The organism is Pseudomonas sp. BJa5, from assembly GCF_030272875.2.
Classification (GTDB): Bacteria; Pseudomonadota; Gammaproteobacteria; order Pseudomonadales; family Pseudomonadaceae; genus Aquipseudomonas.
The window spans coordinates 53,080-78,404 of sequence record NZ_JALRNG020000012.1 but is presented as its reverse complement, the minus strand read 5'-3'; the positions used below and the strand labels follow the sequence as shown (position 1 = coordinate 78,404).

The 25,325-nt window shown below is 61.6% G+C and carries 25 protein-coding genes and 2 tRNA genes; 19 read left to right on the top strand and 8 right to left on the bottom strand.

The window, feature by feature from the left end; translation table 11 throughout:
- Positions 1-97 precede the first annotated feature (97 nt).
- From M2D63_RS09435 to M2D63_RS09420, 4 genes are all read right to left on the bottom strand, one after another.
- Positions 98-1,393, bottom strand: a complete 1,296-nt coding sequence (locus M2D63_RS09435) for a virulence factor family protein (protein ID WP_285862605.1) — start codon at positions 1,391-1,393, stop codon at positions 98-100.
- Positions 1,393-4,035 (bottom strand): bifunctional lysylphosphatidylglycerol flippase/synthetase MprF, encoded by a 2,643-nt coding sequence (gene mprF, locus M2D63_RS09430; protein ID WP_285862604.1) that lies wholly within the window; start codon positions 4,033-4,035, stop codon positions 1,393-1,395. The genes M2D63_RS09435 and mprF overlap by 1 nt, the downstream gene beginning before the upstream one ends.
- Before the next feature lie 201 nt (positions 4,036-4,236).
- Positions 4,237-4,313: transfer RNA gene (locus M2D63_RS09425), tRNA-Met, on the bottom strand.
- 132 nt (positions 4,314-4,445) lie between these two features.
- Positions 4,446-4,522 (bottom strand) — tRNA-Met (locus M2D63_RS09420).
- Between the two features lie 222 nt (positions 4,523-4,744).
- On the opposite strand from M2D63_RS09420, the gene dinB reads away from it, so the two are divergent.
- Complete coding sequence (dinB, locus tag M2D63_RS09415; protein ID WP_285862603.1) at positions 4,745-5,809, top strand: DNA polymerase IV; 1,065 nt, start codon at positions 4,745-4,747, stop codon at positions 5,807-5,809.
- 48 nt (positions 5,810-5,857) lie between these two features.
- On the opposite strand, the gene M2D63_RS09410 is transcribed toward dinB, so the two are convergent.
- The 3 genes from M2D63_RS09410 to M2D63_RS09400 all read right to left on the bottom strand — a co-directional run bounded on the left by M2D63_RS09410 (position 5,858) and on the right by M2D63_RS09400 (position 9,989).
- The gene (locus tag M2D63_RS09410) at positions 5,858-6,811 is read right to left on the bottom strand and encodes a hypothetical protein (protein WP_285862602.1); all 954 of its coding nucleotides are present in this window, start codon (positions 6,809-6,811) and stop codon (positions 5,858-5,860) included.
- Between the two features lie 18 nt (positions 6,812-6,829).
- Positions 6,830-8,545, bottom strand: a complete 1,716-nt coding sequence (locus M2D63_RS09405) for a proline--tRNA ligase (protein ID WP_285862601.1) — start codon at positions 8,543-8,545, stop codon at positions 6,830-6,832.
- Positions 8,546-8,717: 172 nt separating this feature from the next.
- Positions 8,718-9,989, bottom strand: coding sequence for an OprD family porin (locus tag M2D63_RS09400; protein WP_285862600.1), 1,272 nt, complete (start codon positions 9,987-9,989; stop codon positions 8,718-8,720).
- An 817-nt stretch (positions 9,990-10,806) separates the two neighbouring features.
- On the opposite strand from M2D63_RS09400, the gene M2D63_RS09395 reads away from it, so the two are divergent.
- Together M2D63_RS09395 and M2D63_RS09390 are read left to right on the top strand one after the other, a co-directional pair.
- Positions 10,807-11,232, top strand: a complete 426-nt coding sequence (locus M2D63_RS09395) for an HIT domain-containing protein (RefSeq protein WP_285862599.1) — start codon at positions 10,807-10,809, stop codon at positions 11,230-11,232.
- A gap of 3 nt (positions 11,233-11,235) precedes the next feature.
- The gene (locus M2D63_RS09390) at positions 11,236-11,442 is read left to right on the top strand and encodes a SlyX family protein (protein ID WP_285862598.1); all 207 of its coding nucleotides are present in this window, start codon (positions 11,236-11,238) and stop codon (positions 11,440-11,442) included.
- Between the two features lie 68 nt (positions 11,443-11,510).
- On the opposite strand, the gene M2D63_RS09385 is transcribed toward M2D63_RS09390, so the two are convergent.
- A complete protein-coding gene (locus M2D63_RS09385; protein ID WP_285862597.1) occupies positions 11,511-12,098 on the bottom strand; it encodes a cold-shock protein in 588 nt (195 codons plus the stop codon).
- A gap of 320 nt (positions 12,099-12,418) precedes the next feature.
- Between M2D63_RS09385 and M2D63_RS09380 the strand changes: the two genes are divergently transcribed.
- The 16 genes from M2D63_RS09380 (at position 12,419) to queE (ending at position 25,319) form a co-directional block, all read left to right on the top strand.
- Positions 12,419-12,892 carry a Dps family protein gene (locus tag M2D63_RS09380; protein WP_285862596.1) on the top strand — a complete coding sequence of 158 codons (474 nt, stop codon included), beginning with the start codon at positions 12,419-12,421 and terminating at the stop codon, positions 12,890-12,892.
- Between the two features lie 244 nt (positions 12,893-13,136).
- Entirely contained in the window at positions 13,137-13,466 is a 330-nt protein-coding gene (locus M2D63_RS09375; RefSeq protein WP_285862595.1) for a ribbon-helix-helix domain-containing protein, read from the top strand.
- Positions 13,467-13,559: 93 nt separating this feature from the next.
- Positions 13,560-13,781 carry a zinc ribbon domain-containing protein gene (locus M2D63_RS09370; protein ID WP_285862594.1) on the top strand — a complete coding sequence of 74 codons (222 nt, stop codon included), beginning with the start codon at positions 13,560-13,562 and terminating at the stop codon, positions 13,779-13,781.
- A gap of 94 nt (positions 13,782-13,875) precedes the next feature.
- Complete coding sequence (aspS, locus tag M2D63_RS09365) at positions 13,876-15,651, top strand: aspartate--tRNA ligase (protein WP_285862663.1); 1,776 nt, start codon at positions 13,876-13,878, stop codon at positions 15,649-15,651.
- 122 nt (positions 15,652-15,773) lie between these two features.
- Positions 15,774-16,520, top strand: coding sequence for a YebC/PmpR family DNA-binding transcriptional regulator (locus M2D63_RS09360; protein WP_285862593.1), 747 nt, complete (start codon positions 15,774-15,776; stop codon positions 16,518-16,520).
- A gap of 193 nt (positions 16,521-16,713) precedes the next feature.
- Positions 16,714-17,238, top strand: a complete 525-nt coding sequence (ruvC, locus tag M2D63_RS09355) for a crossover junction endodeoxyribonuclease RuvC (protein ID WP_285862592.1) — start codon at positions 16,714-16,716, stop codon at positions 17,236-17,238.
- Positions 17,239-17,346: 108 nt separating this feature from the next.
- Positions 17,347-17,955, top strand: a complete 609-nt coding sequence (gene ruvA, locus M2D63_RS09350) for a Holliday junction branch migration protein RuvA (protein ID WP_285862590.1) — start codon at positions 17,347-17,349, stop codon at positions 17,953-17,955.
- Positions 17,956-19,011: a Holliday junction branch migration DNA helicase RuvB gene (ruvB, locus tag M2D63_RS09345; protein ID WP_285862588.1), complete on the top strand. Its 1,056-nt coding sequence runs from the start codon at positions 17,956-17,958 to the stop codon at positions 19,009-19,011.
- Positions 19,012-19,136: 125 nt separating this feature from the next.
- Positions 19,137-19,592, top strand: a complete 456-nt coding sequence (ybgC, locus tag M2D63_RS09340; protein ID WP_285862586.1) for a tol-pal system-associated acyl-CoA thioesterase — start codon at positions 19,137-19,139, stop codon at positions 19,590-19,592.
- Between the two features lie 2 nt (positions 19,593-19,594).
- Positions 19,595-20,290: a protein TolQ gene (gene tolQ / locus M2D63_RS09335; RefSeq protein ID WP_285862585.1), complete on the top strand. Its 696-nt coding sequence runs from the start codon at positions 19,595-19,597 to the stop codon at positions 20,288-20,290.
- Between the two features lie 14 nt (positions 20,291-20,304).
- Positions 20,305-20,757 (top strand): protein TolR, encoded by a 453-nt coding sequence (tolR, locus tag M2D63_RS09330; protein WP_065761580.1) that lies wholly within the window; start codon positions 20,305-20,307, stop codon positions 20,755-20,757.
- Positions 20,757-21,833, top strand: coding sequence for a cell envelope integrity protein TolA (gene tolA / locus M2D63_RS09325; protein ID WP_285862584.1), 1,077 nt, complete (start codon positions 20,757-20,759; stop codon positions 21,831-21,833). The genes tolR and tolA overlap by 1 nt, the downstream gene beginning before the upstream one ends.
- A 47-nt stretch (positions 21,834-21,880) precedes the next feature.
- Complete coding sequence (gene tolB, locus M2D63_RS09320) at positions 21,881-23,131, top strand: Tol-Pal system beta propeller repeat protein TolB (RefSeq protein WP_405309558.1); 1,251 nt, start codon at positions 21,881-21,883, stop codon at positions 23,129-23,131.
- Between the two features lie 52 nt (positions 23,132-23,183).
- Positions 23,184-23,681 carry a peptidoglycan-associated lipoprotein Pal gene (gene pal, locus M2D63_RS09315; RefSeq protein ID WP_285862582.1) on the top strand — a complete coding sequence of 166 codons (498 nt, stop codon included), beginning with the start codon at positions 23,184-23,186 and terminating at the stop codon, positions 23,679-23,681.
- Between the two features lie 6 nt (positions 23,682-23,687).
- Positions 23,688-24,512, top strand: coding sequence for a tol-pal system protein YbgF (ybgF, locus tag M2D63_RS09310; protein ID WP_285862581.1), 825 nt, complete (start codon positions 23,688-23,690; stop codon positions 24,510-24,512).
- A 159-nt stretch (positions 24,513-24,671) separates the two neighbouring features.
- Positions 24,672-25,319, top strand: coding sequence for a 7-carboxy-7-deazaguanine synthase QueE (queE, locus tag M2D63_RS09305; RefSeq protein ID WP_285862580.1), 648 nt, complete (start codon positions 24,672-24,674; stop codon positions 25,317-25,319).
- The last annotated feature ends 6 nt before the right edge of the window (positions 25,320-25,325 follow it).

The window sequence follows — 25,325 nt, the reverse complement described above, 5'->3', positions numbered from 1 at the left end:
CTGTAGGAGCGGGCTTGTCCCGCGATTGCGATGTGACGGATAGGCCGCAATCGCGGGGCAAGCCCGCTCCTACAGGGATAATTTCAGGTTCGTTGACTCAGTTCTGCTCGGCGACGCTGGTCTTGCCCTGGCGGGTCTCGATATCGCCGATCAGACGCTTGGCCAGCGCCGGGTAGTTTTCGTCGAAGTGATGCCCACCCGGCAGTTTCAGGCGCTCGCCCACCGCCGTGTGGTCGGTGCAGCCGCTCTCGTCGGCTTCTTCCTCGCCATAGATGCACACCACTTTCGCCGCCGGCAGCCTGGCCATTTCCGGCCCGGTCGAGGCTTCCTTGCCGGCATTGCCCAGCCAGCCTTCGACTTCGATCTCGAAGCTGCCGCTGCGGGCGAAGGCCAGCAGGATGACGGCGTCGACCCGCTGCTGGTCCTCGGCCGGCAGGCGGTTGTAGATGGCCGGCAATACGTCGGCGCCAAAGGAGTAGCCGGTCAGCACGAAACGCTTGGTGCCCCATTTCTGCCGGTAGTGCTGCATCAGCTCCGACAGGTCGATGGCACTCTGTTCCGGGGTCTTGTGCTGCCAGTAGTAGCGCAGGGTGTCGATGCCGACCACCGGGTAGCCGAGCTTGGCCATTTCACCGGCGACGTCACGGTCCAGGTCGCGCCAGCCGCCGTCGCCGGAAAGGAACAGGGTCACGGTGTCGGTGGTCTGGCCCGCCGGCACCTCCACCACGGGAATGCTCATGGCGTTGCCGTCGCCACCGACCAGGGCCTGGGTCAGTAGGGCCTTGAGCACCTGGGGCAGGTGGATGTCGTAGTCGCTGATGCTGGTCTCGGCATTGGCCTGGTCGCGCACGAAGGCGGCGCTGGCGTCATCCGGGTTGTCGTTCCAGGCCACGTTCCAGTGGCCGTGGGCGGCAGACTTGGGTAGCGGCGTGGCGCATCCGGGGCGCTCGACGCTGAAGTCTACTGAGATGGCCTGGGCCTTGTCATCGCTCTGGCTGGCCAGCCAGTTCCAGGCCAGGTCGGCGCCCGGGCCGATGCCGGCCACCAGGGTCGCTTGCCCGTGCAGTTGCTGCAGCGCCTGTTGCAGGGCGTTTTGTTGCAGGGTGCAATCGGCAGGCGGGAGGATCACCTGGACCAATTGCGCTTCCCCGCTCTGGGCCAGGTTCAGCAACTGCTTGTCGGTCAGTGCCTGGTCCTGGGGCACGGCAATGGCGACTTGAGCCTTGGCACGGCTGCCCGGGGTGGCGCGGGTCAGGCTGCTGCCATCGCCCAGGGTCAGGTGCTCAAGGCGTGGCTCGGGGGCAGGGCGGGTCCACAGCCAGAAGCCCAGGGCGGCCGCCAGCAGGCCCAGCATCAGCGTTGCCAGAAGGTACAACCAATAGCGTCGAATCATCAGCGTTTCACCAATCCGGTCAGGCCGCCCGCAATCAGGGCGGCGGTGTCGGCCAGTGCCACCAGCGGATCGAGTCCGGCCGGCACGGCCATGTAGCGGGGTTCCCAGTCGGGCTGGAACTTGTCCTTGAAGCGGCGCAGGCCCTGGAAGTTGTAGAGCTGCTCGCCACGCTGGAACACCATCGAGCCCAGGCGCTGGGTCAGCGGCGCGCCGCGTCGCGGTTGCAGGCCCGAGAGCGGCACCATGCCCAGGCTGAAGCGGGCGTAGCCCTGGCTTTTATAGTGTTGGATCAGGCCGATCATCATGAATTCCATGGTCAGCTTCGGTGCCTGGGGGTGGGCGCGCATCAGGTCCAGGCTGGCAAGTTCCCGGCTGCCGGTTTCCAGCAGGTTGGCAAAGGCCACCGGCCGACCCTCGAAACGGATCAGGGCAATACGGAAATGCGCCAGGTACTCGGGGCTGAAGCGACCGAGCGAGAAGCCTTTCTCGCGCACGTTCTTGCCGCTCAGCCAGGCGTCGGAGATGGCCTTGAGTTCTTCCAGGGGCGCTTGTCCGGGTTCGTGTACTTCCAGGCTCAGGCCATCACGTCCGCCACGGTTCCAGGTGTAGCGCAGGTCTTTCATTTCCTTGCCCTTGGCGTCCAGGTCGAAACGCTTGAGGTCGACCCGCGCTTCTTCTCCCAGCTTGATCGCGGTCAGGCCGATGTCCATATAGAAGGGCAGGTTCTCGGCCCGCACCTGGTAGAACACCGGTCGGGCGTGGTGCACATCGCACAGATCGCGGAACTGCCAGATCATCTCGCCGCGCTTGTGTGCCGGGCCGATCGGGTCGTACAGGGCCACCAGGCTGCGGCCGCGCCGGGCGTACATGAGGAAGGCATCGTCATCGGGGTGGAACAGCAGGGCCTTGTCGCCGGTCAGGGCCAGGCCGCCGTCGGGCTGGTCCGAGGCCTGCAGGATGTGGTCGGCCCGTTGCAGCTCTTCGCTCGACGGCAGGTGAATCACCGGGCGGGCAGTGCGCAGCAGCCAAGTCAGGGCAACCGCCACCAGCAGTACGGCGCTGCCCAGGGCGGAGCGCAGGCCGCGCGGGGCGTCGGCGTCGAGGGTGAATTGCCACCAGAGCTGATGGCTGTAGGGCACATCCTGGTAGGCGAACAGCAGCAGCCAGATCGAAGCCCCCAGTACACAGGCACTGGCCGCCAGGTAGACCGGCGAGAAGGGCAGCTCGAGCAGGCGGCTGGGGCGGTAGAAGGAGCGGCGGAACAGGGCCAGCAGGCAGGCGGTGAAGGTCAGGACGCTGGCTTCTTCCCAATCGAAGCCCTTGAGCAGCGACAGCAGGGCGCCGACCAGCAACAGAATGGTGGTCAGTATCCAGGCCGCGGACAGGCGCCGCCGCAGGCCCTGGGCCAGCAGCAGGCAGAGCACGCCAATCAGGCTGGCGCCGAAGTGCGAAGCGTCGATCAGGCGATGGGGAATCAGAAAGCCCAGGTGCTCCAGGCGCCCGTCGATTTCCGGCGTCGCGCCGGAAAACAGCAGCACCACCCCGGACAGGAACACCAGCACCGCCAGCACCGGTGCCGCCAGGCCCGACGCAGCCTTGATGGCCTGTTGGGCGAACAGGTAGCGCCGTGCCTCGTTGACCAGCAGCACGACACAGGCCAGCAGCAGGGGCAACACCACGTAGATCAGGCGATAGAGCAGCAAGGCGGCGGCCAGGGGCGCGGCACCCAACTGGTCGGCGAAGGCGGCCAGCAGGATGGCCTCGAATACTCCGACGCCGCCCGGCACATGGCTGAGCACCCCGGCGGCCAGGGCCAGCAGGTAGACCAGCAGGAAGGCGGCAAAGGGTGGTGCTTCGGGCAGCAGCAGGTACAGCACGGTGGCGGCAGCGGCGACATCGAGGGCGGTGATCAGCAGTTGCAGCAAGGTCAGGCGGGCGCCGGGCAGGCGCAGGGTGCGCCGGCCGATGCCGACCAGCAGGCAGTCAGCCAGGGGCTGCTCCGGCAAGCGCCGACGGTAAAGGCCGTACACCAGCACGGCGGCCAGGGCCAACACGACCAGGGCAATGCTCGCCAACAGCGCGGGCGGCACATGCAGGGCGGCAGCCGCCGCGGGCAGGTTGCTGAGCGTTGCCAGGGCGGCCAGGGGCGGTAGGGCACAGCCCAGCGACAGGCTGGCGAACAGGGTCATCCGCGCGACTTCGGCGGCACCGACACCTTGCCGGGCATAGAGCCGGTAACGCACCGATCCGCCGGACAGCAGTGAAAGGCCGATGGCGTTGCCAATGGCAAACGCACTGAAGCCCCCCATGACCAGGGTGCGCGGCGGCAACTGCACACCGGCATAGCGACTGGCCGACCATTCGTAACCGAGCAGGACGACAAAGCCTGCCAGCGTTGCCAGCAACGCCCCGGCCAGGGCGGCGGGAGGAACGCTGAGCAGCGAGTCATGCAGGGCATAGATGTCCAGTTCGCTGAGCAGGTGGCGACAGGCAATCAGGGCAAGGCTGAACAGCAGCAGGGTCACGGCCAGGCCGATCGGCTGCCGATAACGGCTCAGGCGATCGAGCAGGCGCAGGTGCTGGGCGGCGTTGGGCAGTGCGGTGGTGACGGGGGCTTCTGCATCGGAGGTCTGGGGGCGCATCAATCACCTCGTGGATGGTGCGCGCCAGGATGAACATATCCAGCCAAGGTACCAATCCCTATGGAAAGTAGTGGCCACTATGATCGGGCCGCTGCCTGCCTTGAGGATAGTTAAACAATATTTATATTGCCGGATGGCGGGGGGGGCTGAATCGCAGACACAAAAAAGGCCACTTTTTGCAAAGTGGCCTTTTTCGATGTTTGGTTGCGGGAGCCGGATTTGAACCGACGACCTTCGGGTTATGAGCCCGACGAGCTACCAGGCTGCTCCATCCCGCGTCTGATGGGGCGCATTCTACAGCCTTTGGTCTTGCTGTCAACGCTTAATTGTTGATTTGCAATAATTTTATGCCTGGGTACTTTTTCCAGGCAAATAAAAAGGCCACTCGTGAGAGTGGCCTTTCCTGAATCTGGTTGCGGGAGCCGGATTTGAACCGACGACCTTCGGGTTATGAGCCCGACGAGCTACCAGGCTGCTCCATCCCGCGCCTGTGAGATGAGATTCTACAGTTATGCGCGTGCATGTCAAGCGCTCGTTGCAAGAAATCCTTTTTTGTTCAAATGCTTAGCGTTTGCCTCGAAAGGGGTGGAGCAGGGTGGGCGGGGCTTTCAGGGTAAATGTATGTATGTTTATCCAGTGCGGTGGTGCATCGGGAATCATGGAGTGAGATACTGCCTACACGACTTTCCACCAGTGCCCACAGTTGCCGATGTCCCAGCGCAAGATCATCCACATCGACTGCGATTGTTTCTACGCCGCCATCGAAATGCGCGACGACCCGCGCCTGGCCGGGCGGCCGCTGGCGGTGGGCGGCTCGGCGGAGCGTCGCGGGGTGATTGCCACCTGCAACTACGAGGCGCGGGCCTTTGGCGTGCGCTCGGCGATGTCGTCCCGCCATGCCCTGAACCTGTGCCCCGACCTGTTGATCGTCAAGCCGCGCATGGATGCCTATAAAGAAGCCTCGCGGGAAATTCACACGATCTTTCGCGACTACACCGACCTGATCGAACCCTTGTCGCTGGACGAAGCCTACCTGGATGTCTCCGACAGTTCCTGGTTTGCCGGCAGTGCGACACGGATTGCCGCCGATATTCGCCGTCGCGTTGCCCAGCAACTGCACATTACCGTCTCGGCCGGCGTGGCGCCGAACAAGTTCCTGGCCAAGATCGCCAGCGACTGGCGCAAGCCCAACGGCTTGTTCGTGATAACACCCATGGAGGTCGAGGACTTTGTCGCCGCGCTGCCGGTGGGCAAGTTGCACGGGGTGGGCAAGGTGACGGCGGACAAACTGGGGCGCCTGGGAATCAGCAACTGCCTGGAACTGCGTGACTGGAGTCGCCTGGCCCTGGCCCGGGAATTTGGCAGCTTTGGTGAACGGTTATGGGGCCTGGCCCGTGGTATCGATGATCGCCCGGTGCAGAATGACAGTCGTCGGCAGTCGGTCAGCGTGGAAAACACCTACGACACCGATCTACCGGACCTCGCCAGTTGCCTGGAAAAACTGCCGGAACTGATGGAGACCCTGGCCGGGCGCATGGCGCGCATCGACGACAGCTACCGGCCGGGCAAGCCCTTCGTCAAAGTGAAGTTCCATGATTTTACCCAGACCACCCTGGAGCAGGCGGGGGCCGGGCGTGACCTGGGTAGTTATCAGCAGTTGCTCAGCCAGGCTTTTGCCCGGGGCGGCAAGCCGGTGCGCTTGCTCGGCATTGGCGTTCGCTTGCTGGATTTGCGCGGAGGCCATGAGCAGCTGGAGCTGTTCGCTCGTGACTGAATGAAAAAACGCCAGCAGGCTGGCGTTCTTTCAGGGCGGTACGAGTAATCAGTGGATGCCGGGGTCGGCAACCAGGCGACCGGCATTCTTGGTCAACGACTGCAGGAACTCCTGTTGCAGCTCCGGATCGTTGCGGGTCAGCTCGATCAGGCTCTGCTCCAGTTCGCTCGCTTCCTCCTCCAGCCCCAGCTCGGACAAGCGCTTGACCCGATGGACCCACTGGCTCACTTCATCGTCTTCGAGGTCGTCGAAGATCAGCTCGTGGGCTTCCACCAACTTGCCGCGCAAGGCGCTGCTGACCAGCAGGCTGGCGTCGCCACGCACGTTGTTGTCTTCATCGGCGATCTGCAGGTGCAGGGTGCCGACGTGGGTCAGGTTCTGCTCGGCGAACGGGCTGTCGAGCAGGTTCAGGCGCAGTATGCCGTTGCGGTCGGTGCTCAGCGTATGGTTGACCTTGCCGGCCTTGACCTCCACCGGACGGTCGCTCCACGGCAGGCTGGTGTACTCCTGGCGCTTGTCCTTCTGCACTTCGGTGATCCCGGCAAGGTTCTGCTGGGCACGGCCGTTGGACTGGGCATTCATGAACGGGTTGAGGCCATCGACGCCATAGTTCAACCAGCCACGGGTGACGCTCTCGGGCAGGTTGCCGAGGGCGAAGACGTTGACTACGTTGGCCCCGACCCCGGCGACCACGGCTACCGCCCCCAGGGGAATCTCGTAGACTTCCCGCCAGGGTTGGTAGGGCGTGTAGCGATCGTAACGACGGGTGACTTCGAACTCGGTGACCTCGAAGTGCTTCTGTTCGTGGATGCGCACACGCCGCTGGGGCAGTTCGAGTACCTTGGGGTCCCCGACATCGATCTGCAGGCTGTGTTCGAGCAGCTTGCGCTCGATGCGTTCCTCATGCTCGCTGCGCTGGGACATCTGGTTGGCGCAACCGCTGAGCAACAGGGCGCCGCACAGTGCGGCACCCCCCAGGCTATAGGTACTTCGCTTGAACATGATTACTCTTGCGTTGGCTTAGCGACGAATGCGGGCTTGCAGGAACGACAGCGCCTCGGCCAGTGGCAGTGGCTGCGCGTCACGCTCGGTACGGTGCTTGTACTCAAGGTTGCCTTCGGCAAGGCCCCGGTCGCTGACGACGATACGGTGCGGAATACCGATCAGCTCCATGTCGGCGAACTTGATCCCCGGGCTGGTCTTCTTGTCACGGTCGTCCAGCAGCACTTCGAAACCGGCAGCGGTCAGCTCGGCATAGAGCTTGTCGGTGGCTTCGCGTACCTGTTCGGTTTCGTAGCGCAGCGGCACCAGGGCGATCTGGAACGGGGCCAGGGTGTCGCTCCAGATGATGCCGTTGTCGTCGTAGTTCTGCTCGATGGCCGCAGCCACCACGCGGGATACGCCGATACCGTAGCAACCCATGCTCAGGGTCACCGGCTTGCCGTTCTCGCCCAGTACCTGGCACTTGAGTGCCTCGCTGTACTTGGTGCCGAGCTGGAAGATGTGCCCGACTTCGATGCCGCGCTTGATCATCAGGGTGCCCTGGCCATCCGGGCTTGGGTCGCCTTCGACGACATTACGCAGGTCGGCGACCTGTGGAACCGGCAGGTCGCGTTCCCAGTTGACGCCGAAGTAGTGTTTGTCATCGATGTTGGCGCCGATGCCGAAGTCGCTCATCAGGGCGACCGAGCGGTCGATGATGCACGGCAGAGGCAGGTTCAGCGGGCCGAGCGAGCCTGCGCCGGCGCCGATGGCGGTGCGCAGTTCCTCGTCGCTGGCCATGACCAGCGGGCTGGCGACTTCTGGCAGGTTGGCGGCCTTGATTTCGTTCAGCTCGTGGTCGCCGCGGACGATCAGGGCAATCAGCTTGCCCTCTTCGGCGGCGTGGACGATCAGGGTCTTGACGGTCTTCTCGATCGCCAGGCCGTAGTTTTCCACCAGCTGGGTGATGGTCTTGGCATCCGGGGTGTCGACCAGGCGCAGTTCCTCGGTCGGCGCCAGGCGCACGGTTTCCCGTGGAATGGCCTCGGCCTTTTCGATGTTGGCGGCGTAGTCGGAGCTGTCGCTGAAGATCACATCGTCTTCACCGGACTCGGCCAGCACATGGAATTCGTGGGAGTAGCTGCCGCCGATGGAGCCGGTATCGGCTTGTACCGGACGGAAGTCCAGGCCCAGGCGGGTGAAGATATTGCTGTAGGCCAGGTGCATGCGATCGTAGGTTTCCTGCAGGGAAGCCGGATCGGCATGGAAGGAGTAGGCGTCCTTCATGATGAACTCGCGACCACGCATCAGGCCGAAGCGCGGACGGATCTCGTCACGGAACTTGGTCTGGATCTGGTACATGTTCAATGGCAACTGTTTATAGCTGTTGAGCTCGTTGCGGGCCAGGTCAGTGATGACCTCTTCGTGGGTCGGGCCCACGCAGAATTCACGACCGTGACGGTCCTTGAGACGCAGCAGCTCTGGGCCGTACTGCTCCCAGCGGCCCGATTCCTGCCACAGTTCGGCAGGCTGGATGGCCGGCATCAGCACTTCGAGGGCACCGGCGGCGTTCATTTCCTCGCGGACCACGGCTTCGACCTTGCGCATTACCCGCAGGCCCATCGGCAGCCAGGTGTACAGGCCGGAGGCGAGCTTGCGGATCATGCCGGCGCGCAGCATGAGCTGATGGCTGATGACCACCGCGTCGGACGGGGTTTCTTTCAGGGTAGCGAGCAAATATTGACTGGTGCGCATGGTAGGCCGTTGTCGGTTGCTTAAGACTTTAAAATGACCCCGCATTGTACGGGGGCGATTCGGTGGCGTACAGGATGCCGGAGCACGAAGGCGTTGTCAGCCCGAATTGCGGCAAAGAAAAAGCCCGGCAATGCCGGGCTCTTTCGTACTGGGGATACTGAAAGCCCGGGGCTTACAGGATGCTCAGCGGGTACTCGACGATCAGACGCAGTTCGTCGATCGAAGGCGATCCGTAGTACACGCCGTCGCCGGAGCGATAGGTGGCCTGACGAACGCGGAAGCTCAGGTCCTTGGCCGCGCCTTCCTGCAGGACGTACTTGATGTCTACGTCGCGTTCCCATTCCTTACCGTCGGTGGTGCCTGCGACGTTGGCGTCGTCACCACGAACGTAACGGGTCATGAAGGTCAGGCCTGGAACGCCGTAGCTGGCGAAGTTCAGGTCGTAGCGAGCCTGCCAGGATTTTTCGTCTTCCTGGTTGAAGTCGGAACGGGCCACGGAGTTGGCCAGGAAGATGGAGCCGCCACCGTCGATGCCGTAGGCGTAGTCACCGTCACCGGAAACAGCCTGGTAGGCCAGGGTGAAGGTGTGGGCGCCGATGTTGTAGGCACCGGAGAGGCTGAACGCGGTGTTGTCCAGCTTGGTTTCACCGTCGAAGGTGCGGACATTGCCGGCGCCATCGCTCTTGGTGTCATAGATGTTGAAGTCGAAGACCAGGCCTTGCTCGTCGTTGATCGGCAGTGCCCAGTTGATGTTGCCGTACCATTTGCGCCAGAAGTCTTCTACTTTCGAGTAGTACACGCTGGTGCTCAGGGTGTCGGTGAAGGCGTAGGTGCCACCGGCCACGTCGGCGCTCTTGAGGTGGAAGCTGTCGCGGTTGGTCTCTTCCTGGGCGGTCAGGCTGGTGAAGTGACCGGCCTGCAGGGTCAGGCCCTTGATTTCGTTGCTGGTGATCAGGGAGCCCTGGGCGATTTCCGGCAGCAGGCGGCTGTCGTCGGTCGCGAAGACTGGCATGGCGGTGAACTGGTCGCCGACTTTCAGCACGGTGTCGGAAATGCGGAATTTAACGGCGCCACCGGCTTTGGAGTAGTCGTCCTGCGAACGGCCGTCAGAACCGGTAGGGAACAGGCCGGTGCCGGCACGGCCCTTGCCGCTGTCCAGTTTCAGGCCGAGCATGCCGATGGCATCGGCGCCGACGCCGATGAGGCCCTGGGTGTAGCCCGATTCGTAGGTACCGACGAAGCCCAGGCCGGTTTCTTCACGGCGGCTTTGGGTGTCGCTCGGGTTGTTACGGAAGTCGCGGCTGAAATACAGCATGCGGGTTTTGACGTTGAGTTTGCTGTCTTCGAGGAAGCCCTTGGACTCGTCCTGGGAAGAGGCTACTGCCATCTGCGAGGTGCCTGCTGCAACAGCCAGGGCGATCATGCTCCACTTCATCACGCGCATCGTGACTTGCTCCTTTGGTTTTTAGGAAGAGTACTGCCGTCGCCGATTGGTTTTTTTATGCGGCGCGGCTCTTTCTTTTTGTGTCGGCGGGAATGTATATCACGCTGACTGTAGTTGGCGATATGGGGAGAAAGATCCTTTCGGTAACTTTACGGTCATGTCGCTAACTGTAATGTCCTTGTCGCAAATCACGTCCCGGTTTTTCGGGCCGTGCAACTCCAGCGCTGTTCCGGGCAGCGTAAGGATAGGAAAAAATGATCTAAATCCCCCCTGTTTCCGGAACTCCCTGGTACCCCATGCAGCTGTTGTTATTTTGTCGCGCTTCACCGCATCGATGCAGGTGTCGTGCCGACTGTGGCCGATCACAATGCAACAAGCGTGCTCAAAACCGGGAGTGGTTCACGATTTTTTCACCTTTGACCGGCAAAAAAGGCGTCAACCGTCGCAAAACCGGGGGGGTTAAGATCGTTTGGTTCATCGGGGCGGTGCAGGTGGGAATAAGCGAAATTCCTGTCTGTAAGGTCAAAGCGTTACCGTCATCCACGGCACTTGTGTAGTTTGCGGATGTTCCGGGTGCCAGGCGCTCAATGGAGGCCTCATTTTGGTGCGAAAAGTAGCGTTTTGTTACCTCGCAGCTTTTTGCCGGCCCGTGGGGAGGAGGGCAATGTGAATGAGAGTCAGTTCAGTGCTTTTTCTCTTTCTTTCAAGGCTGGCGATGCTCGTTCGCGTGAACGGAGGTATCCTGCTGCCATGGGGCTCGCGGTGGCAGGTTAGTTGCGCGCGAACCAGGTATTTAATAGTTGTAGGAGATTTTTCAGTGTTTGCTCTGGATCCGCGTCTTCAGGAAGACACCTTCGTCATTGGCGACTTCACACTTTGCCGTTTGCTGCTGAGCAAGGACGCCAACTACCCCTGGTTTATCCTGGTGCCGCGGCGCGCCGATATCAGCGAGTTGTTTCAACTAGAAGGCAAAGACCAGGCGCAACTCTGGAAAGAAACCACTTTCCTGGCTGAAACCCTCAAGGACAGTTTTGCCGCCGACAAGATGAATGTGGCGACCCTGGGTAACGTCGTCAGCCAGTTGCACATGCATGTCATCGTGCGTAAGCGCAGCGATCCGGCCTGGCCTGCTCCGGTATGGGGCAACAAGCCGGCGATCGCCTATGCCGCCGAGCAGGTCGCGGCCATCCGTGCGCGGCTCAAGACGGTGCTCGATGATGACTTCACATTCGCCGAGGTGTGAGAGATGACTCTTGAAGCGCGGGTGATGGAACTGGAGAGCCGCCTGGCTTTCCAGGACGATACTCTGCAGGCCCTCAATGACGTGCTGGTCGATCAGCAGCGGGTGGTCGAGCGGCTACAGATGCAGATGGCGGCATTGCTCAAGCGCTATGAGGAAATGGCCGGGCAATACCAGAGCAGCGAAGAAGAGGCGCCGCCGCCTCATTATTGAAGCGGCTGCCTGCAGGCATAAAAAAACCGCGAGCGCCTGGGCGTCGCGGTTTTTTTATGGCTGGACGATCAGCGGCGGGGGGCAGCGATCACGTCTTCGGCCTGCAGGCCCTTGTCGCGGTTCATCACCGAGAACTCCACGCGCTGGCCTTCGACCAGGACGCGGTGGCCTTCACCGCGAATGGCGCGAAAGTGCACGAAGATGTCATCGCCCGAGTCACGGGAGATGAAACCGAAGCCCTTGGAGGTGTTGAACCACTTGACCGTGCCGGTATCGCGGTTGCTCATGTCGTACTGGGTGTGCTGGCTGCGGGCACTACCGGTTTTCATGAAGCCGGCGATCAGGTGCAGGACCACGGCCAGCAGGGTGCAGCCCAGGGCGGGCAGGTTACCCAGCTCCGGACGCGCCAGCAGGGTCAGGGTCTGCAGGACCACGGCCAGAACCAGCAGTGCGCTGGACAGGCGTTGCAGGTGCAGGCGTGCGCCTTTGTAGTGCTGGGGAACTACGGGGGCAAGCACCAGGTTGAGCAGGCCGAACAGTGCCAGGTAAACGGCTTCCGGTTGCTGCAGCAGGGGGATGGCATCGGTTCGCAGGCTCGGTATGAAGGACAGCAGCAAGGCTGCAGCGCCCGTCAACAGGTGGACGATCTTGAACATTGGGTTGGCTCACATTGATAAGGCAAATCACAGGAAGAGCTGACGTCACGGCGCGCAGTGGTTCGATAAACGCAAAAACGTGAGAAGAAGGCCAGCCTATGCGCCCCTGCACTGACTATCGTCAGAGGCGGCACCTTGCTATTTAACAGCAAAGCCCCGGGCTTCTCAAATGATCGGCAAGCCATGTGTCGCCTGCCTCGGCCAGCGTCGGCGGCGCCTGCAGCGTTTTGCCGCGGGTGTGAGGCTGCGACGGTTGGCAAGTCTTGGTACAGTGGGAATTGCCTGCTTGATGATCAAGCATCATGGAAAGGGGAAACTACATGGCTATTGATATCGGTATTAGCGAAGAAGATCGCAAGTCCATTGTCGATGGGCTGTCGCGGTTGTTGTCGGATACCTATGTACTTTATCTGAAGACCCATAACTTTCACTGGAACGTGACCGGCCCTGCCTTTCGAACCTTGCACCTGATGTTCGAAGAGCAATATAACGAACTGGCCCTGGCGGTGGACTCCATTGCCGAGCGCATTCGTGCCCTCGGCTTCCCGGCGCCGGGTGCTTATTCCATCTATGCGCGCCTGTCCTCGATCAAGGAAGAAGAAGGTGTGCCCCCGGCCGATGAAATGATCAAGCAACTGGTCGAAGGCCAGGAAGCCGTGACGCGCACGGCGCGGAGTATCTTCCCGCTGGTCGACAAGGTCAGCGACGAACCTACGGCGGACCTGCTTACCCAGCGCATGCAAGTGCACGAGAAGACTGCCTGGATGTTGCGCGTGTTGCTCGAAGGCAAGTAGTTCCATTGTTTATCGGGTGAGCGTGAACTGGCGCCTGGGTGTTCGCATGCCCGGGCGTTGTTATTTATAAAGGAAGTCTTTCTGTCGTTACGCTATTCCATGGGGCGTGCCGAGTAATCCTACGGCACGAGTGAGCGCGTCTTCTGGAAACGCCTGGTATTGCAGCGCTTTATTAGGGCATGTCCCTGGGCGAGCCGACTTGCCCGGGTTGATTTCCCTGATGGTCAAGGCGCGTGGTATTGGTATGTCTGCATGGATGAATCGCGAGGGGAGTGGGGGCGGGAAGCCTGGCAAAGGTGGCATCGATCCGTTCGAGGCGAACTTCAATATGGGGCTGGCGCAGCCGCTGTCTCGTTCGGTGCGCCTGAATGGCTTCGCCACCTGCCTGCGTCTTGAGGAAATCTACTGGCGGGTGCTGGAGCGCATCGCCCTGGCGAACCAGTGCTCGGTCAACGCCCTGTTGTCCTACGTGGACCGTGAGGTGCACCTGCGCCACGGCGGGGTGAAGAACTTCACCGGGCTGATCCGGGTGATCTGCGTGGTCTACCTGCTGGGATCACCGGTGTCACGCTAGTCGGTTGCCGGGCTGCACAGCACTCCTTAACCATATATAATCCCGCTCTTTACTGCCTGAAGCAGCCTGTGCTGTGGTTAACGAGACACGCCTATGCCCCTGTACGACTATCAATGTGCTTCCTGTGATCACCAGATGGAAGTCCTCCAGAAGATCAGCGCTGCGGCGTTGACCGATTGCCCGGCGTGTCAGCAGCCCGCGCTGAAGAAGATGATCTCTGCGCCAGGTTTCCGCCTGGGCGGCACGGGCTGGTACGAAACTGACTTCAAGACCGGGGCGAAAAAGAACCTTGCAGGCGGCGACAAGGCCGACTGAGTTGAATTGCACCGGCAGGGTCTTGCACTATTAGCCCTTTGTGGCGCCAAGGCCTCCACTGAACACACGAATGACGAGAAGCGAAACCACCATCATGATGCGCAGCCATTATTGCGGCCAACTGAACGAGAGCCTGGAAGGTCAGGAAATTACCCTTTGCGGATGGGTCCATCGTCGCCGCGACCACGGCGGGGTGATTTTCCTCGATATCCGTGACCGCGAAGGCATGGCCCAGGTCGTCTTCGACCCGGACCGCGCAGAAAGCTTCGCCGCCGCCGATCGCGTGCGCAGCGAGTATGTGGTGCAGATCACCGGCAAGGTGCGCCCGCGTCCTGCTGGCGCCGTCAACGCCAACATGGCCTCCGGTGCCATCGAAGTGCTGGGCTACGAGCTGACCGTGCTCAACGAAGCGGAAACCCCGCCGTTCCCGCTCAACGAATTCTCCGACGTCGGCGAGGAAACCCGCCTGCGCTACCGCTTCATCGACCTGCGCCGTCCGGAAATGGCCGAAAAGCTGCGCCTGCGTTCGCGGATCACTTCCAGCATCCGTCGCTACCTGGACGAGAACGGCTTCCTCGACGTCGAAACGCCGATCCTCACCCGTGCCACCCCGGAAGGCGCGCGCGACTACCTGGTGCCGAGCCGTACCCACGCCGGCAGCTTCTTCGCCCTGCCGCAATCGCCACAGCTGTTCAAGCAACTGCTGATGGTGGCCGGCTTCGACCGTTACTACCAGATCGCCAAGTGCTTCCGCGACGAAGACCTGCGCGCCGATCGCCAGCCGGAATTCACCCAGATCGACATTGAGACCAGCTTCCTCAATGAATCCGAGATCATGGGCCTGACCGAAAACATGATCCGCAAGCTGTTCAAGGAAGTCCTGGACCTGGAATTCGGCGAATTCCCGCACATGACTTTCGAAGAAGCCATGCGCCGCTACGGTTCCGACAAGCCTGACCTGCGTATCCCGCTGGAGCTGGTCGATGTCGCCGACCAGCTGAAAGACGTCGACTTCAAGGTCTTCGCAGGTCCTGCCAACGATCCGAAGTGCCGTGTCACCGCCCTGCGCCTGCCAGGCGGCGCCAGCATGCCGCGCAGCAAGATCGACGAGTACACCAAGTTCGTCGGCATCTACGGTGCCAAGGGCCTGGCCTACATCAAGGTCAACGAGCGCGCCAAGGGCGTCGAAGGCCTGCAGTCGCCGATCGTCAAGAACATTCCTGAGGCCAACCTCAACAACATCCTTGATCGCGTTGGTGCGGTCGACGGCGACATCGTGTTCTTCGGCGCCGACAAGTTCAAGGTCGTCAGCGAAGCCCTGGGTGCGCTGCGTATCCGTCTGGGCCACGACTTCGAACTGCTGACCTGCGAGTGGGCGCCGATGTGGGTTGTCGACTTCCCGATGTTCGAAGAGAACGACGACGGCAGCTTCACTGCACTGCACCACCCGTTCACCGCGCCAAAGTGCACCCCCGAAGAGCTGGAGGCCAACCCGGCCACCGCACTGTCGCGTGCCTACGACATGGTGCTGAACGGCACCGAACTGGGTGGCGGTTCGATCCGTATCCACCGCAAAGAGATGCAGCAAGCGGTATTCCGTCTGCTGGGTATCGAGGCGGCTGAACAGGAAGAGAAGTTCGGCTTCCTGCTCGACGCCCTGAAGTTCGGTGCACCGCCGCACGGTGGCCTGGCCTTCGGCCTGGACCGTCTGGTCATGCTGATGACCGGCGCCCAGTCGATTCGTGAAGTCATTGCCTTCCCGAAAACCCAGAGTGCTGCCTGTGTCATGACCCAGGCCCCGGGCCTAGTCGACGCCAAGGCCCTGCGCGAGTTGCACATCCGCCTGCGCGAACAGCCCAAGGCTGAGTAAGCGGACCCCGGGCGCATCCACATGGATGCGCCTTTGCGTTCAGCGATACGGATTTTAAGGCTTCTGCCCGGCCTGGTGCCCGGCAGGGGCGTGGCATTGTTTCAAAGGATTCGGAGTGCGTTATGGCAGGTCATTCCAAATGGGCAAACATCAAGCACCGCAAAGAGCGTCAGGATGCCAAGCGGGGCAAGATCTTCACCAAGTGGATTCGTGAGCTGACCGTCGCCGCCAAGCAGGGCGGTGGCGATCCAGCCTCCAACCCGCGTCTGCGCCTGGCCCTGGACAAGGCGCTGGGTGCCAACATGAGCCGCGACATCATCGATCGCGCCGTTGCCCGTGGTGCTGGCACCAACGAAGCCGACAACGTCGAAGAGCTCAGCTACGAAGGCTATGGCCCGGGTGGCGTGGCGATCATGGTCGAGGCCATGACCGACAACCGCAACCGTACCGCGGCGGCCGTGCGCCATGCCTTCAGCAAGTGCGGCGGCAACCTGGGTACCGATGGATCGGTGGCCTACCTGTTCGAGCGCAAGGGGCAGATCAGCTTTGCCGCCGGCATCGACGAAGACGCACTGATGGAAGCGGCGATGGAAGCCGACGCCGACGACGTGGTCAGTAATGATGACGGTTCGTTCGACGTTTTCACCTCCTTCTCCAGCTTCTACGCCGTGCGCAATGCGCTGGAAGAAGCGGGCTTCAAGGCGGCGGACGCGGAAATCGTCATGCAGCCGACCACCAGTGCCGAACTGGACCTGGATGGCGCGCAGAAGGTGCTCAAGCTGATCGACATGCTCGAGGACCTGGACGACGTGCAGAACGTCTACTCCAATGCCGAGATCGCTGACGAAATCATGGAGCAACTCGGTTAGGTCAATGCTGTCCACTTGGGTAGGAGCGAGCTTGCCTCGCGATGGGATGTCACTGGCAAGACAGTAATCGTGGGACAAGCCCGCTCCTACCGGTGCCTGGCCGGATCGACCTGCAGATGCATTGCACCTGCAGGCCGGTCCGGCTTCTGTTTTTAGTGCGGCGCGATCATGCGTCATTGAATGTACAGGCGTTATGACTCTGATTCTTGGCATCGACCCTGGCTCGCGCATCACCGGCTACGGCGTGGTGCGCCAGGGCGCGCGGGGCTGCGAGTATGTGGCCTCTGGCTGTATTCGAACCGGTAGCGGCGAGTTGCCCGAGCGCTTGCAGATCGTTTTTCGCGGCGTGAGTGAAATCATTTCGCAGTACGGGCCGGTGACCATGGGCATCGAGCGGGTCTTCATGGCGCGCAACGCCGACTCGGCGCTCAAGCTCGGCCAGGCCCGCGGGGCGGCTATCGTCGCGGCGGTGGAGAAGGGGCTGGAAATCGCCGAGTACAGTGCTACCCAGGTCAAGCAGGCAGTCGCCGGAACCGGCGGGGCCAACAAGGAGCAAGTGCAGATGATGGTCATGCACCTGCTCAAGCTGACCCAGAAGCCGCAGATCGACGCTTCCGACGCCCTGGCCATCGCCCTGTGCCATGCCCACACCCGCTCAAGCCTGGTGCCCCATGGCCTGGGCACGGCACGCCGGCGTAGCGGACGCTTGCGTCTCTGATAGCATCATGCGCTGAAACAAATTTTGACCGGGCAATGCCATCGGCCATTGCATTTGCTGTTAGGGTTGGCCGGTCGCTTGCCGGCGCCCATGAGGAAGGATTGCAACGTGATTGGACGTTTGCGCGGCACGCTGGCTGAAAAACAGCCGCCGCACCTGATTGTCGATGTCAACGGCCTGGGCTATGAGCTCGAAGTGCCGATGACCACCCTGTATCGCCTGCCCAAGGTCGGAGAGGCGGTGACCTTGCACACCCACCTGGTGGTGCGCGAGGATGCCCATCTGCTCTATGGCTTCCATGAGAAGCGCGAGCGCGAACTGTTCCGCGAGCTGATCCGGCTCAACGGCGTCGGCCCCAAGCTGGCCCTGGCGCTGATGTCGGGCCTGGATGCCGACGAACTGGTGCGTTGCGTGCAGGCCCAGGATGCCTCGGCACTGGTCAAGGTGCCGGGCGTCGGTAAAAAAACCGCCGAACGCCTGCTGGTCGAACTCAAGGACCGTTTCAAGGCCTGGGAAACCTCCCCGGCCATGTTCGCCCTGGTGTCCGATGGGCCGTTGCCGTTGGCCACGGTCTCCAGCGCCGAAGCCGATGCGGTCAGCGCGCTGGTCTCGCTGGGCTACAAGCCCCAGGAGGCCAGCAAGGCTGTGGCTGCAGTCGGGGTCAAGGGCCTGAGCAGCGAAGAGCTGATCCGTCGCAGCCTGAAGGGAATGATCTAAGTGATTGAAGCCGATCGACTGATAGCCGCCACCGGGCGCGACCGTGAAGAAGTCCAGGACCGGGCCATCCGTCCACTGCGCCTGGCCGAGTACATCGGCCAGCCCGTCGTGCGCGAGCAGATGGCGCTGTTCATCCAGGCTGCCCGCGGGCGCAGCGAGTCCCTCGACCACACCCTGATCTTCGGGCCGCCGGGGCTGGGCAAGACCACCCTGGCCAACATCATTGCCCAGGAAATGGGCGTGTCGATCAAGAGCACCTCCGGGCCGATCCTCGAACGTCCGGGTGATCTTGCGGCGCTGCTGACCAATCTCGAGCCGCATGATGTGCTGTTCATCGACGAAATCCACCGCTTGTCGCCGGTCGTCGAGGAAGTGCTGTACCCGGCCATGGAAGACTTCCAGCTCGACATCATGATCGGTGAAGGGCCGGCGGCGCGCTCGATCAAGCTCGACCTGCCGCCGTTCACCCTGGTGGGGGCGACCACCCGCGCCGGCATGCTGACCAATCCGCTGCGCGACCGTTTCGGTATCGTCCAGCGCCTGGAGTTCTACAACACCGACGACCTGGCCACCATCGTCAGCCGTTCCGGCGGCATTCTTGGCCTGCCGATCGAAGACGAAGGCGCCTTCGAGATCGCCCGGCGCGCCCGTGGCACCCCGCGTATCGCCAACCGTCTGCTGCGTCGGGTGCGCGACTTTGCCGAAGTGCGCGGCAAGGGGCAGATCACCAAGTCGATCGCCGACATGGCGCTGAACCTGCTGGACGTCGACGAGCGTGGCTTCGACCACCAGGACCGGCGCCTGCTGCTGGCCATGATCGAGAAGTTCGATGGCGGCCCGGTGGGCGTCGACAGCCTGGCGGCGGCCATCAGCGAGGAGCGTCACACCATCGAGGACGTGCTCGAGCCCTACCTGATCCAGCAGGGCTACATCATGCGCACGCCACGGGGCAGGGTGGTGACCCGCCACGCCTACCTGCACTTCGGCCTGAACATCCCCAATCGCCTCGGGGATGCGGCCGGCGGAGAAGGTTTTTCCGCACAGACCGATGAATGACAGATTTATTCGGCATTTTTGTGGTCCTATCGCCTGTCACGGAAGGACCACGCTGGCAAAACGACATAATCGATGAAAAACAGTTGCCGGGGCGGATTGGCAAGCTGAGGAGTAAGCACTAGAGTATGCGCGCGCAAAATGGGCTAGAGCCGTTCGCACACCGTTGTCGGGTCTATTACGAGGACACCGATGCCGGTGGCGTGGTGTATTACGTCAATTACCTGAAATTCATGGAGCGTGCCCGCACCGAGCGGTTACGCGCACTGGGCTTTGCCCAGTCGGCCCTGGCGCAGGAAAACCTGCTGTTCGTGGTCCACTCCAGCGAAGCGCGCTATCACGCGCCTGCGCGGTTGGACGACGAATTGCGGGTCACCGCGCAAGTGCTTGAATTGAACCGCGCCAGCCTGCGCTTCGTGCAGCAGGTGTGGCGCGAAAAAGATGCAACGCTGCTCTGTGAAGGGCAGTTCCTGGTGGCCTGTGTGCGCGCCGATACTTTCAAACCCCGGGCCATCCCCCAAGCGCTGCGCGCGGCCTTTGCCGAGGCGGGCGATCCGGGTACTCATTCAAATGCAGGAGATTAAGCGTGGAAGCTAACGTCGTCGACCATACCTCCATGTGGAGCCTGGTCAGCAATGCCAGCATCGTGGTACAGCTGGTGATGCTGACTCTGGTGGCCGCATCGGTAACGTCATGGATCATGATTTTCCAGCGCAGCACCATGCTGCGCGCCGGTCGTCGCGCCCTGGACAGCTTTGAAGAGCGTTTCTGGTCGGGTATCGACCTGTCCAAGCTGTACCGTCAGGCGGGCAGCAACCCGGATCCGGATTCGGGCGTCGAGCAGGTCTTCCGTGCCGGCTTCAAGGAGTTCTCCCGTCTGCGCCAGCAGCCAGGGGTCGACCCGGACGCGGTCATGGAAGGTGTTGGCCGGGCCATGCGCGTCGCCATCTCCCGCGAGGAAGAAAAGCTCGAACAGAGCCTGCCGTTCCTGGCCACCGTCGGTTCCACCAGCCCGTACATCGGTCTGTTCGGTACCGTATGGGGCATCATGAACTCCTTCCGTGGCCTGGCCAGCGCCCAGCAAGCCACCCTGGCCACCGTTGCCCCGGGTATCGCCGAAGCACTGATCGCTACCGCCATCGGCCTGTTCGCGGCCATTCCAGCGGTTATCGCCTACAACCGCTTCGCTGCCCGCAGTGAAGTGCTGATCGGCCGTTACTACACGTTCGCCGACGAGTTCCAGGCCATCCTGCACCGCAAAGTGCACACCAGCGAAGAGTGATCAGGTAAAAGCCCATGGCCCGAGTTCGCCACAAACGCAAGCCGGTCGCCGAGATGAACGTGGTGCCTTACATCGACGTGATGTTGGTACTGCTGGTCATCTTCATGGTGACCGCACCGATGCTCAACCAGGGCGTTAAAGTCGACCTGCCCAAGGTTTCCAGCGAAGCCTTGCCGCAGGACAACAACGTCCAGGTCCTGACCATTTCGATCAAGGCTGACAAGACCTACTACTGGAACCTTGGCAGCGAAGTCGACACCGACAAGCAGATGGACAAGGCCATGACCTTGCCGCAAATGACCGACGCCGTGACCAAGATCATCGCCGCCGGACGTGACCAGGGCAAACAGACCCAGGTCTTCATCCGTGGCGACAAGTCCGTCGACTATGGCGCGGTCATGGGTGCCATGGGCGGGTTGCAGAAGGCAGGTGTCGGTAACGTTGGCCTGATTACCGAGGCGCCCTGATGCAACAGCGAGAGCCATCCGCCTCGGAAAGCTATTTCTGGCCCAGTGTCTGGGCCATTGCGCTGCACGTCCTGGTGTTTGCCATGCTGTTCGTCAGCTTTGCCTTCACCCCGGAACTGCCGCCGTCCAAGCCTATTGTCCAGGCGACGCTGTACCAGCTGAAGTCCAAGAGTCAGGCCACCACCCAGACCAATCAGAAGATTGCGGGTGAAGCGAAGAAAACCGCTTCGCGCCAGACCGAAGTCGAGCAGATGGAGCAGAAGAAGGTCGAGCAGCAGGCCGTGAAGGCTGCGGAACAAAAGAAAGAAGAAGCCGCTCAAAAGGCGGAAGAGGCACGTGCCGAAGCCGAGGCCAAGAAAGCCGAGGAAGCCAAGAAGGCTGACGAAGCGAAGAAGACCGCCGAGGCCAAGAAAGCCGAAGAAGCGAAGAAGGCTGCCGAGAAGCAGCAGGCTGACATCGCCAAGAAGAAGGCCGAAGAGGAAGCCAAGAAAAAGGCTGAGGAAGAGGCCAAGAAGCTGGCGGCTGAAGAAGCCAAGAAGCAGGCAGCCGAGGACGCCAAGAAGAAGGCGGCCGAGGACGCGAAGAAAAAAGCGGTGGCTGAAGAGGCCAAGAAAAAGGCCGCCGAAGAGGCCAAGAAGAAAGCTGCAGCAGATGCGGCCAAGAAGAAGGCACAGGATGCAGCCCGCAAGGCGGCGGAAGACAAGAAAGCCCAGGCCCTGGCCGAGCTTCTGTCCGACACCACCGAACGGCAGCAGGCCCTGGCTGACGAGCAGGGTGACCAGGTGGCCGGCGACTTCGACGACCTGATCCGTGCACGTGCGGCCGAAGGCTGGGCACGTCCACCTTCTGCGCGCAAGAACATGACGGTGGTTCTGCAGATCGGCATGCTGCCCGATGGCACCATTACCTCGGTGAGCGTAGCCCGCTCCAGTGGTGACGGTCCGTTCGACAGCTCGGCAGTTGCCGCGGTCAAGAACATTGGTCGTTTAACCGAAATGCAGGGCTTGAAACCGAGCGAATTCAATCCCTATCGTTCATTCAAGATGACATTCACACCTGAGGATCTAGCCTTGTGATTAAACTTCTTCGAGGACTGCTGGTCGCGCTCTGCTGTGTAGCAGGCATGGCCGTGGCAGAAGAAAAGAACATCCTGGTCACCAGCGGCAGTGACCGAGCCACCCCGATCGCGGTCGTGCCCTTCGGCCTGCAGGGCGGTAGCGTGCTGCCAGAAGACATGGCTGACATCATCGGCAATGACCTGCGCAACTCCGGTTATTACTCGCCGATCCCGCGGCAGAACATGATCAGCCAGCCGAGCCAGGCCAGCGAAGTGATCTTCCGTGACTGGAAAGCCCTGGGCGCCCAGTACGTCATGGTCGGCAGCATCGTGCCTGCCGGCGGCCGCCTGCAGGTGCAGTACGCACTGTTCAACGTCGCCACCGAGCAGCAAGTGCTGACCGGCAGCGTCTCGGGCAGCGTCGACCAGCTGCGTGACATGTCGCACTACATCGCCGACCAGTCGTTCGAGAAGCTCACCGGCATCAAGGGTGCATTCTCCACCCGCATGCTGTACGTGACCGCAGAGCGTTTCGGGGTCAACAACACCCGTTACACCCTACAGCGTTCGGACTACGACGGTGCCCGCGCCGTGACCCTGCTGCAGTCCCGCGAGCCGATCCTGTCGCCACGCTTCGCCCCGGATGGCAAGCGCATTGCCTATGTGTCGTTCGAGCAGAAGCGTCCGCGCATCTTCGTCCAGCACATCGACACCGGCCGTCGCGAGCAGATCACCAACTTCGAAGGCCTCAACGGTGCACCAGCCTGGTCGCCGGATGGTTCGCGCCTGGCATTCGTGCTGTCCAAGGACGGCAACCCGGACATCTACGTGATGAACATGGGCTCGCGTCAGCTGTCGCGCGTGACTGCAGGTCCTGGCATCAATACCGAACCGTTCTGGGGTAAAGATGGTTCGACCATTTATTTCACTTCCGACCGCGGTGGCAAACCACAGATCTATAAAACCAGTGTTTCTGGTGGTGGTGCCGAGCGTGTAACTTTCGTTGGTAACTACAATGCCAACCCTAAATTGTCGGCGGATGAAAAGACCCTGGTGATGATTCATCGCCAACAAGGTTTCACCAACTTCAAAGTGGCTGCTCAAGATTTGCAACGCGGCAGTGTAAAGATTCTCTCGGAAACCAGTCTTGATGAGTCTCCCACTGTTGCGCCAAACGGCACCATGCTAATCTACGCCACCCGCCAGCAGGGCCGGGGAGTCTTGATGCTCGTGTCCCTAAACGGACGCGTGAGGCTCCCGCTTCCTACCGCTCAAGGCGAAGTCAGAGAACCGTCCTGGTCCCCTTACCTGAACTGACGCGGCGCTTTACGTTTTACTTAACACACTGGGGTTCATTAGGAGTTTCACGATGGAAATGCTGAAGTTTGGTAAGTTTGCTGCGCTGGCCCTGGCCTTGGCCGTGGCTGTAGGTTGCTCTTCGAAAGGCGGTGACGACGCAGGTCAAGGCGCTGTCGACCCGAACGCTGGTTACGGTGCCAACACTGGCGCTGTTGACGGCAGCCTGAGCGAAGAAGCAGCTCTGCGCGCAATCACCACCTTCTACTTCGAATACGACAGCTCGGACCTGAAGCCAGAAGCCATGCGCGCTCTGGACGTTCACGCCAAGGACCTGAAAGGCAACGGCGCTCGCGTCGTCCTGGAAGGCAACACCGACGAGCGTGGTACTCGCGAATACAACATGGCTCTGGGCGAGCGTCGTGCGAAAGCCGTTCAGCGCTACCTGGTCCTGCAAGGCGTTTCTCCTGCCCAGCTGGAACTGGTTTCCTACGGCGAAGAGCGTCCAGTTGCTACCGGCAACGACGAGCAGTCCTGGGCTCAGAACCGTCGCGTCGAACTGCGTAAGTAATTCGATATGCGAATTTGCCGTCGTGCTGTAACCGTCCTGGCGCTCAGCCTGCCCCTGGTGGCATTGGCTGAGGTTCCTGTTGTTGATGACAACGCTGGCTATAGCGGCGCAAGCAGCTATCCGCCATCGGGTTATGGTACGAACGGCGCCTATGCCGGGGGAGGGGTTACGGCCCCTGCCTCGGCACAGGGTCAGCTGTTCCTGCAACTGCAGCAGATGCAGGAGCAGATTGCGCGTCAACAAGGCATCATCGAAGAGCTGCAGAATGATGTCGCCCGCATGAAACAGGAAAGCCTGGAGCGATACCAGGACCTGGATCGGCGTATTGGAAGCGGTGTTGCACCTGCCGCCACTCCTACCAATTCTCCTGCCGGTGGCGAAGCCGCCGGTGCCGCTGCAGGCGCGGCTGCCGGTGCTGCCGCCGGCCAAGCTGCCGCCAGCAGCGAACCTGGCGATCCGGCCAAAGAAAAGCTCTACTACGATGCAGCTTTCGACCTGATCAAAGCCAAGGATTTCGACAAGGCCAGCCAGGCGTTCAACGCCTTCCTGCGTAAGTATCCCAATAGCCAGTACGCCGGCAACGCCCAGTATTGGCTGGGTGAAGTGAACCTGGCCAAAGGCGACCTGCAAGCTGCAGGGCAAGCCTTCGCCAAGGTCAGCCAGCTGTATCCCAAGCACAACAAGGTGCCGGATTCGCTGTACAAGCTGGCCGATGTGGAGCGCCGCCTGGGGCATACCGACCGGGTCAAGGGCATCCTGCAACAAGTGGTCACCCAGTACCCTGGTACCTCGGCCGCCCAGCTGGCCCAGCGTGACCTGCAGAAGCTCTGATCCCGCCGTTTGAAAGAAACCCGCGCTTGTCGCGGGTTTTTTCGTTAGAATCACTGCCCTTTTTATTGATACACGCTGTATCGAACTACGCGATGCCGGGTTCGCTACAGTGCCTGACGGAGGCGGACAGCCTGTTTAGCTGTTACGCCCGTGGCGACTATGCAAGACACATTACGTATTACCGAAGTTTTTTACTCGTTGCAGGGTGAAACGCGTACCGCTGGGCTGCCCACGGTATTTGTCCGTCTCACCGGCTGCCCGCTGCGCTGCCAGTATTGCGACAGCGAATACGCCTTCAGCGGCGGCAGCATCCGCACCCTGGATTCCATCCTCGAGCAGGTCGCCGGCTTCAAGCCGCGCTATGTCTGCGTGACCGGGGGTGAGCCGCTGGCCCAACCCAATGCCATCCCGTTGCTCGAGCAGCTGTGCGATGCCGGCTACGAGGTCTCGCTGGAGACCAGTGGCGCCCTGGACATTTCCAGGGTGGATGCCCGGGTCAGCCGCGTCGTCGACCTGAAGACGCCAGGCTCCGAGGAAGCGCACCGTAACCGTTACGAGAACATCGAGCTGCTGACCCCGAACGATCAGGTCAAATTCGTCATCTGTTCTCGCCAGGACTATGACTGGGCGGTGTCCAAACTCATTCAGTACGGTCTGGAAAAGCGCGCAGGCGAAGTGTTGTTCTCGCCAAGCCACCATCAGGTGAGCGCCACCGACCTGGCCGACTGGATTGTCGCCGATAATTTGCCCGTTCGTTTCCAGATGCAGCTGCACAAGCTGTTGTGGAACGACGAACCGGGGCGCTGACAGGAG

Excerpts from the sequence above, each read along its gene's own strand:
- M2D63_RS09405 (WP_285862601.1), bottom strand. The coding sequence starts at position 8,545 with ATGCGCACCAGTCAATATTTGCTCGCTACCCTGAAAGAAACCCCGTCC.
- mprF (WP_285862604.1), bottom strand. The coding sequence starts at position 4,035 with ATGCGCCCCCAGACCTCCGATGCAGAAGCCCCCGTCACCACCGCACTG.
- pal (WP_285862582.1), top strand. The coding sequence starts at position 23,184 with ATGGAAATGCTGAAGTTTGGTAAGTTTGCTGCGCTGGCCCTGGCCTTG.
- ybgC (WP_285862586.1), top strand. The coding sequence starts at position 19,137 with ATGCGCGCGCAAAATGGGCTAGAGCCGTTCGCACACCGTTGTCGGGTC.
- ybgF (WP_285862581.1), top strand. The coding sequence starts at position 23,688 with ATGCGAATTTGCCGTCGTGCTGTAACCGTCCTGGCGCTCAGCCTGCCC.
- M2D63_RS09400 (WP_285862600.1), bottom strand. The coding sequence starts at position 9,989 with ATGCGCGTGATGAAGTGGAGCATGATCGCCCTGGCTGTTGCAGCAGGC.
- M2D63_RS09385 (WP_285862597.1), bottom strand. The coding sequence starts at position 12,098 with ATGTTCAAGATCGTCCACCTGTTGACGGGCGCTGCAGCCTTGCTGCTG.
- tolA (WP_285862584.1), top strand. The coding sequence starts at position 20,757 with ATGCAACAGCGAGAGCCATCCGCCTCGGAAAGCTATTTCTGGCCCAGT.
- M2D63_RS09360 (WP_285862593.1), top strand. The coding sequence starts at position 15,774 with ATGGCAGGTCATTCCAAATGGGCAAACATCAAGCACCGCAAAGAGCGT.
- M2D63_RS09410 (WP_285862602.1), bottom strand. The coding sequence starts at position 6,811 with ATGTTCAAGCGAAGTACCTATAGCCTGGGGGGTGCCGCACTGTGCGGC.
- M2D63_RS09435 (WP_285862605.1), bottom strand. The coding sequence starts at position 1,393 with ATGATTCGACGCTATTGGTTGTACCTTCTGGCAACGCTGATGCTGGGC.
- M2D63_RS09375 (WP_285862595.1), top strand. The coding sequence starts at position 13,137 with ATGTCTGCATGGATGAATCGCGAGGGGAGTGGGGGCGGGAAGCCTGGC.
- dinB (WP_285862603.1), top strand. The coding sequence starts at position 4,745 with ATGTCCCAGCGCAAGATCATCCACATCGACTGCGATTGTTTCTACGCC.
- M2D63_RS09390 (WP_285862598.1), top strand. The coding sequence starts at position 11,236 with ATGACTCTTGAAGCGCGGGTGATGGAACTGGAGAGCCGCCTGGCTTTC.
- M2D63_RS09370 (WP_285862594.1), top strand. The coding sequence starts at position 13,560 with ATGCCCCTGTACGACTATCAATGTGCTTCCTGTGATCACCAGATGGAA.
- tolB (WP_405309558.1), top strand. The coding sequence starts at position 21,881 with ATGGCCGTGGCAGAAGAAAAGAACATCCTGGTCACCAGCGGCAGTGAC.
- M2D63_RS09380 (WP_285862596.1), top strand. The coding sequence starts at position 12,419 with ATGGCTATTGATATCGGTATTAGCGAAGAAGATCGCAAGTCCATTGTC.
- ruvC (WP_285862592.1), top strand. The coding sequence starts at position 16,714 with ATGACTCTGATTCTTGGCATCGACCCTGGCTCGCGCATCACCGGCTAC.
- aspS (WP_285862663.1), top strand. The coding sequence starts at position 13,876 with ATGATGCGCAGCCATTATTGCGGCCAACTGAACGAGAGCCTGGAAGGT.
- queE (WP_285862580.1), top strand. The coding sequence starts at position 24,672 with ATGCAAGACACATTACGTATTACCGAAGTTTTTTACTCGTTGCAGGGT.
- tolR (WP_065761580.1), top strand. The coding sequence starts at position 20,305 with ATGGCCCGAGTTCGCCACAAACGCAAGCCGGTCGCCGAGATGAACGTG.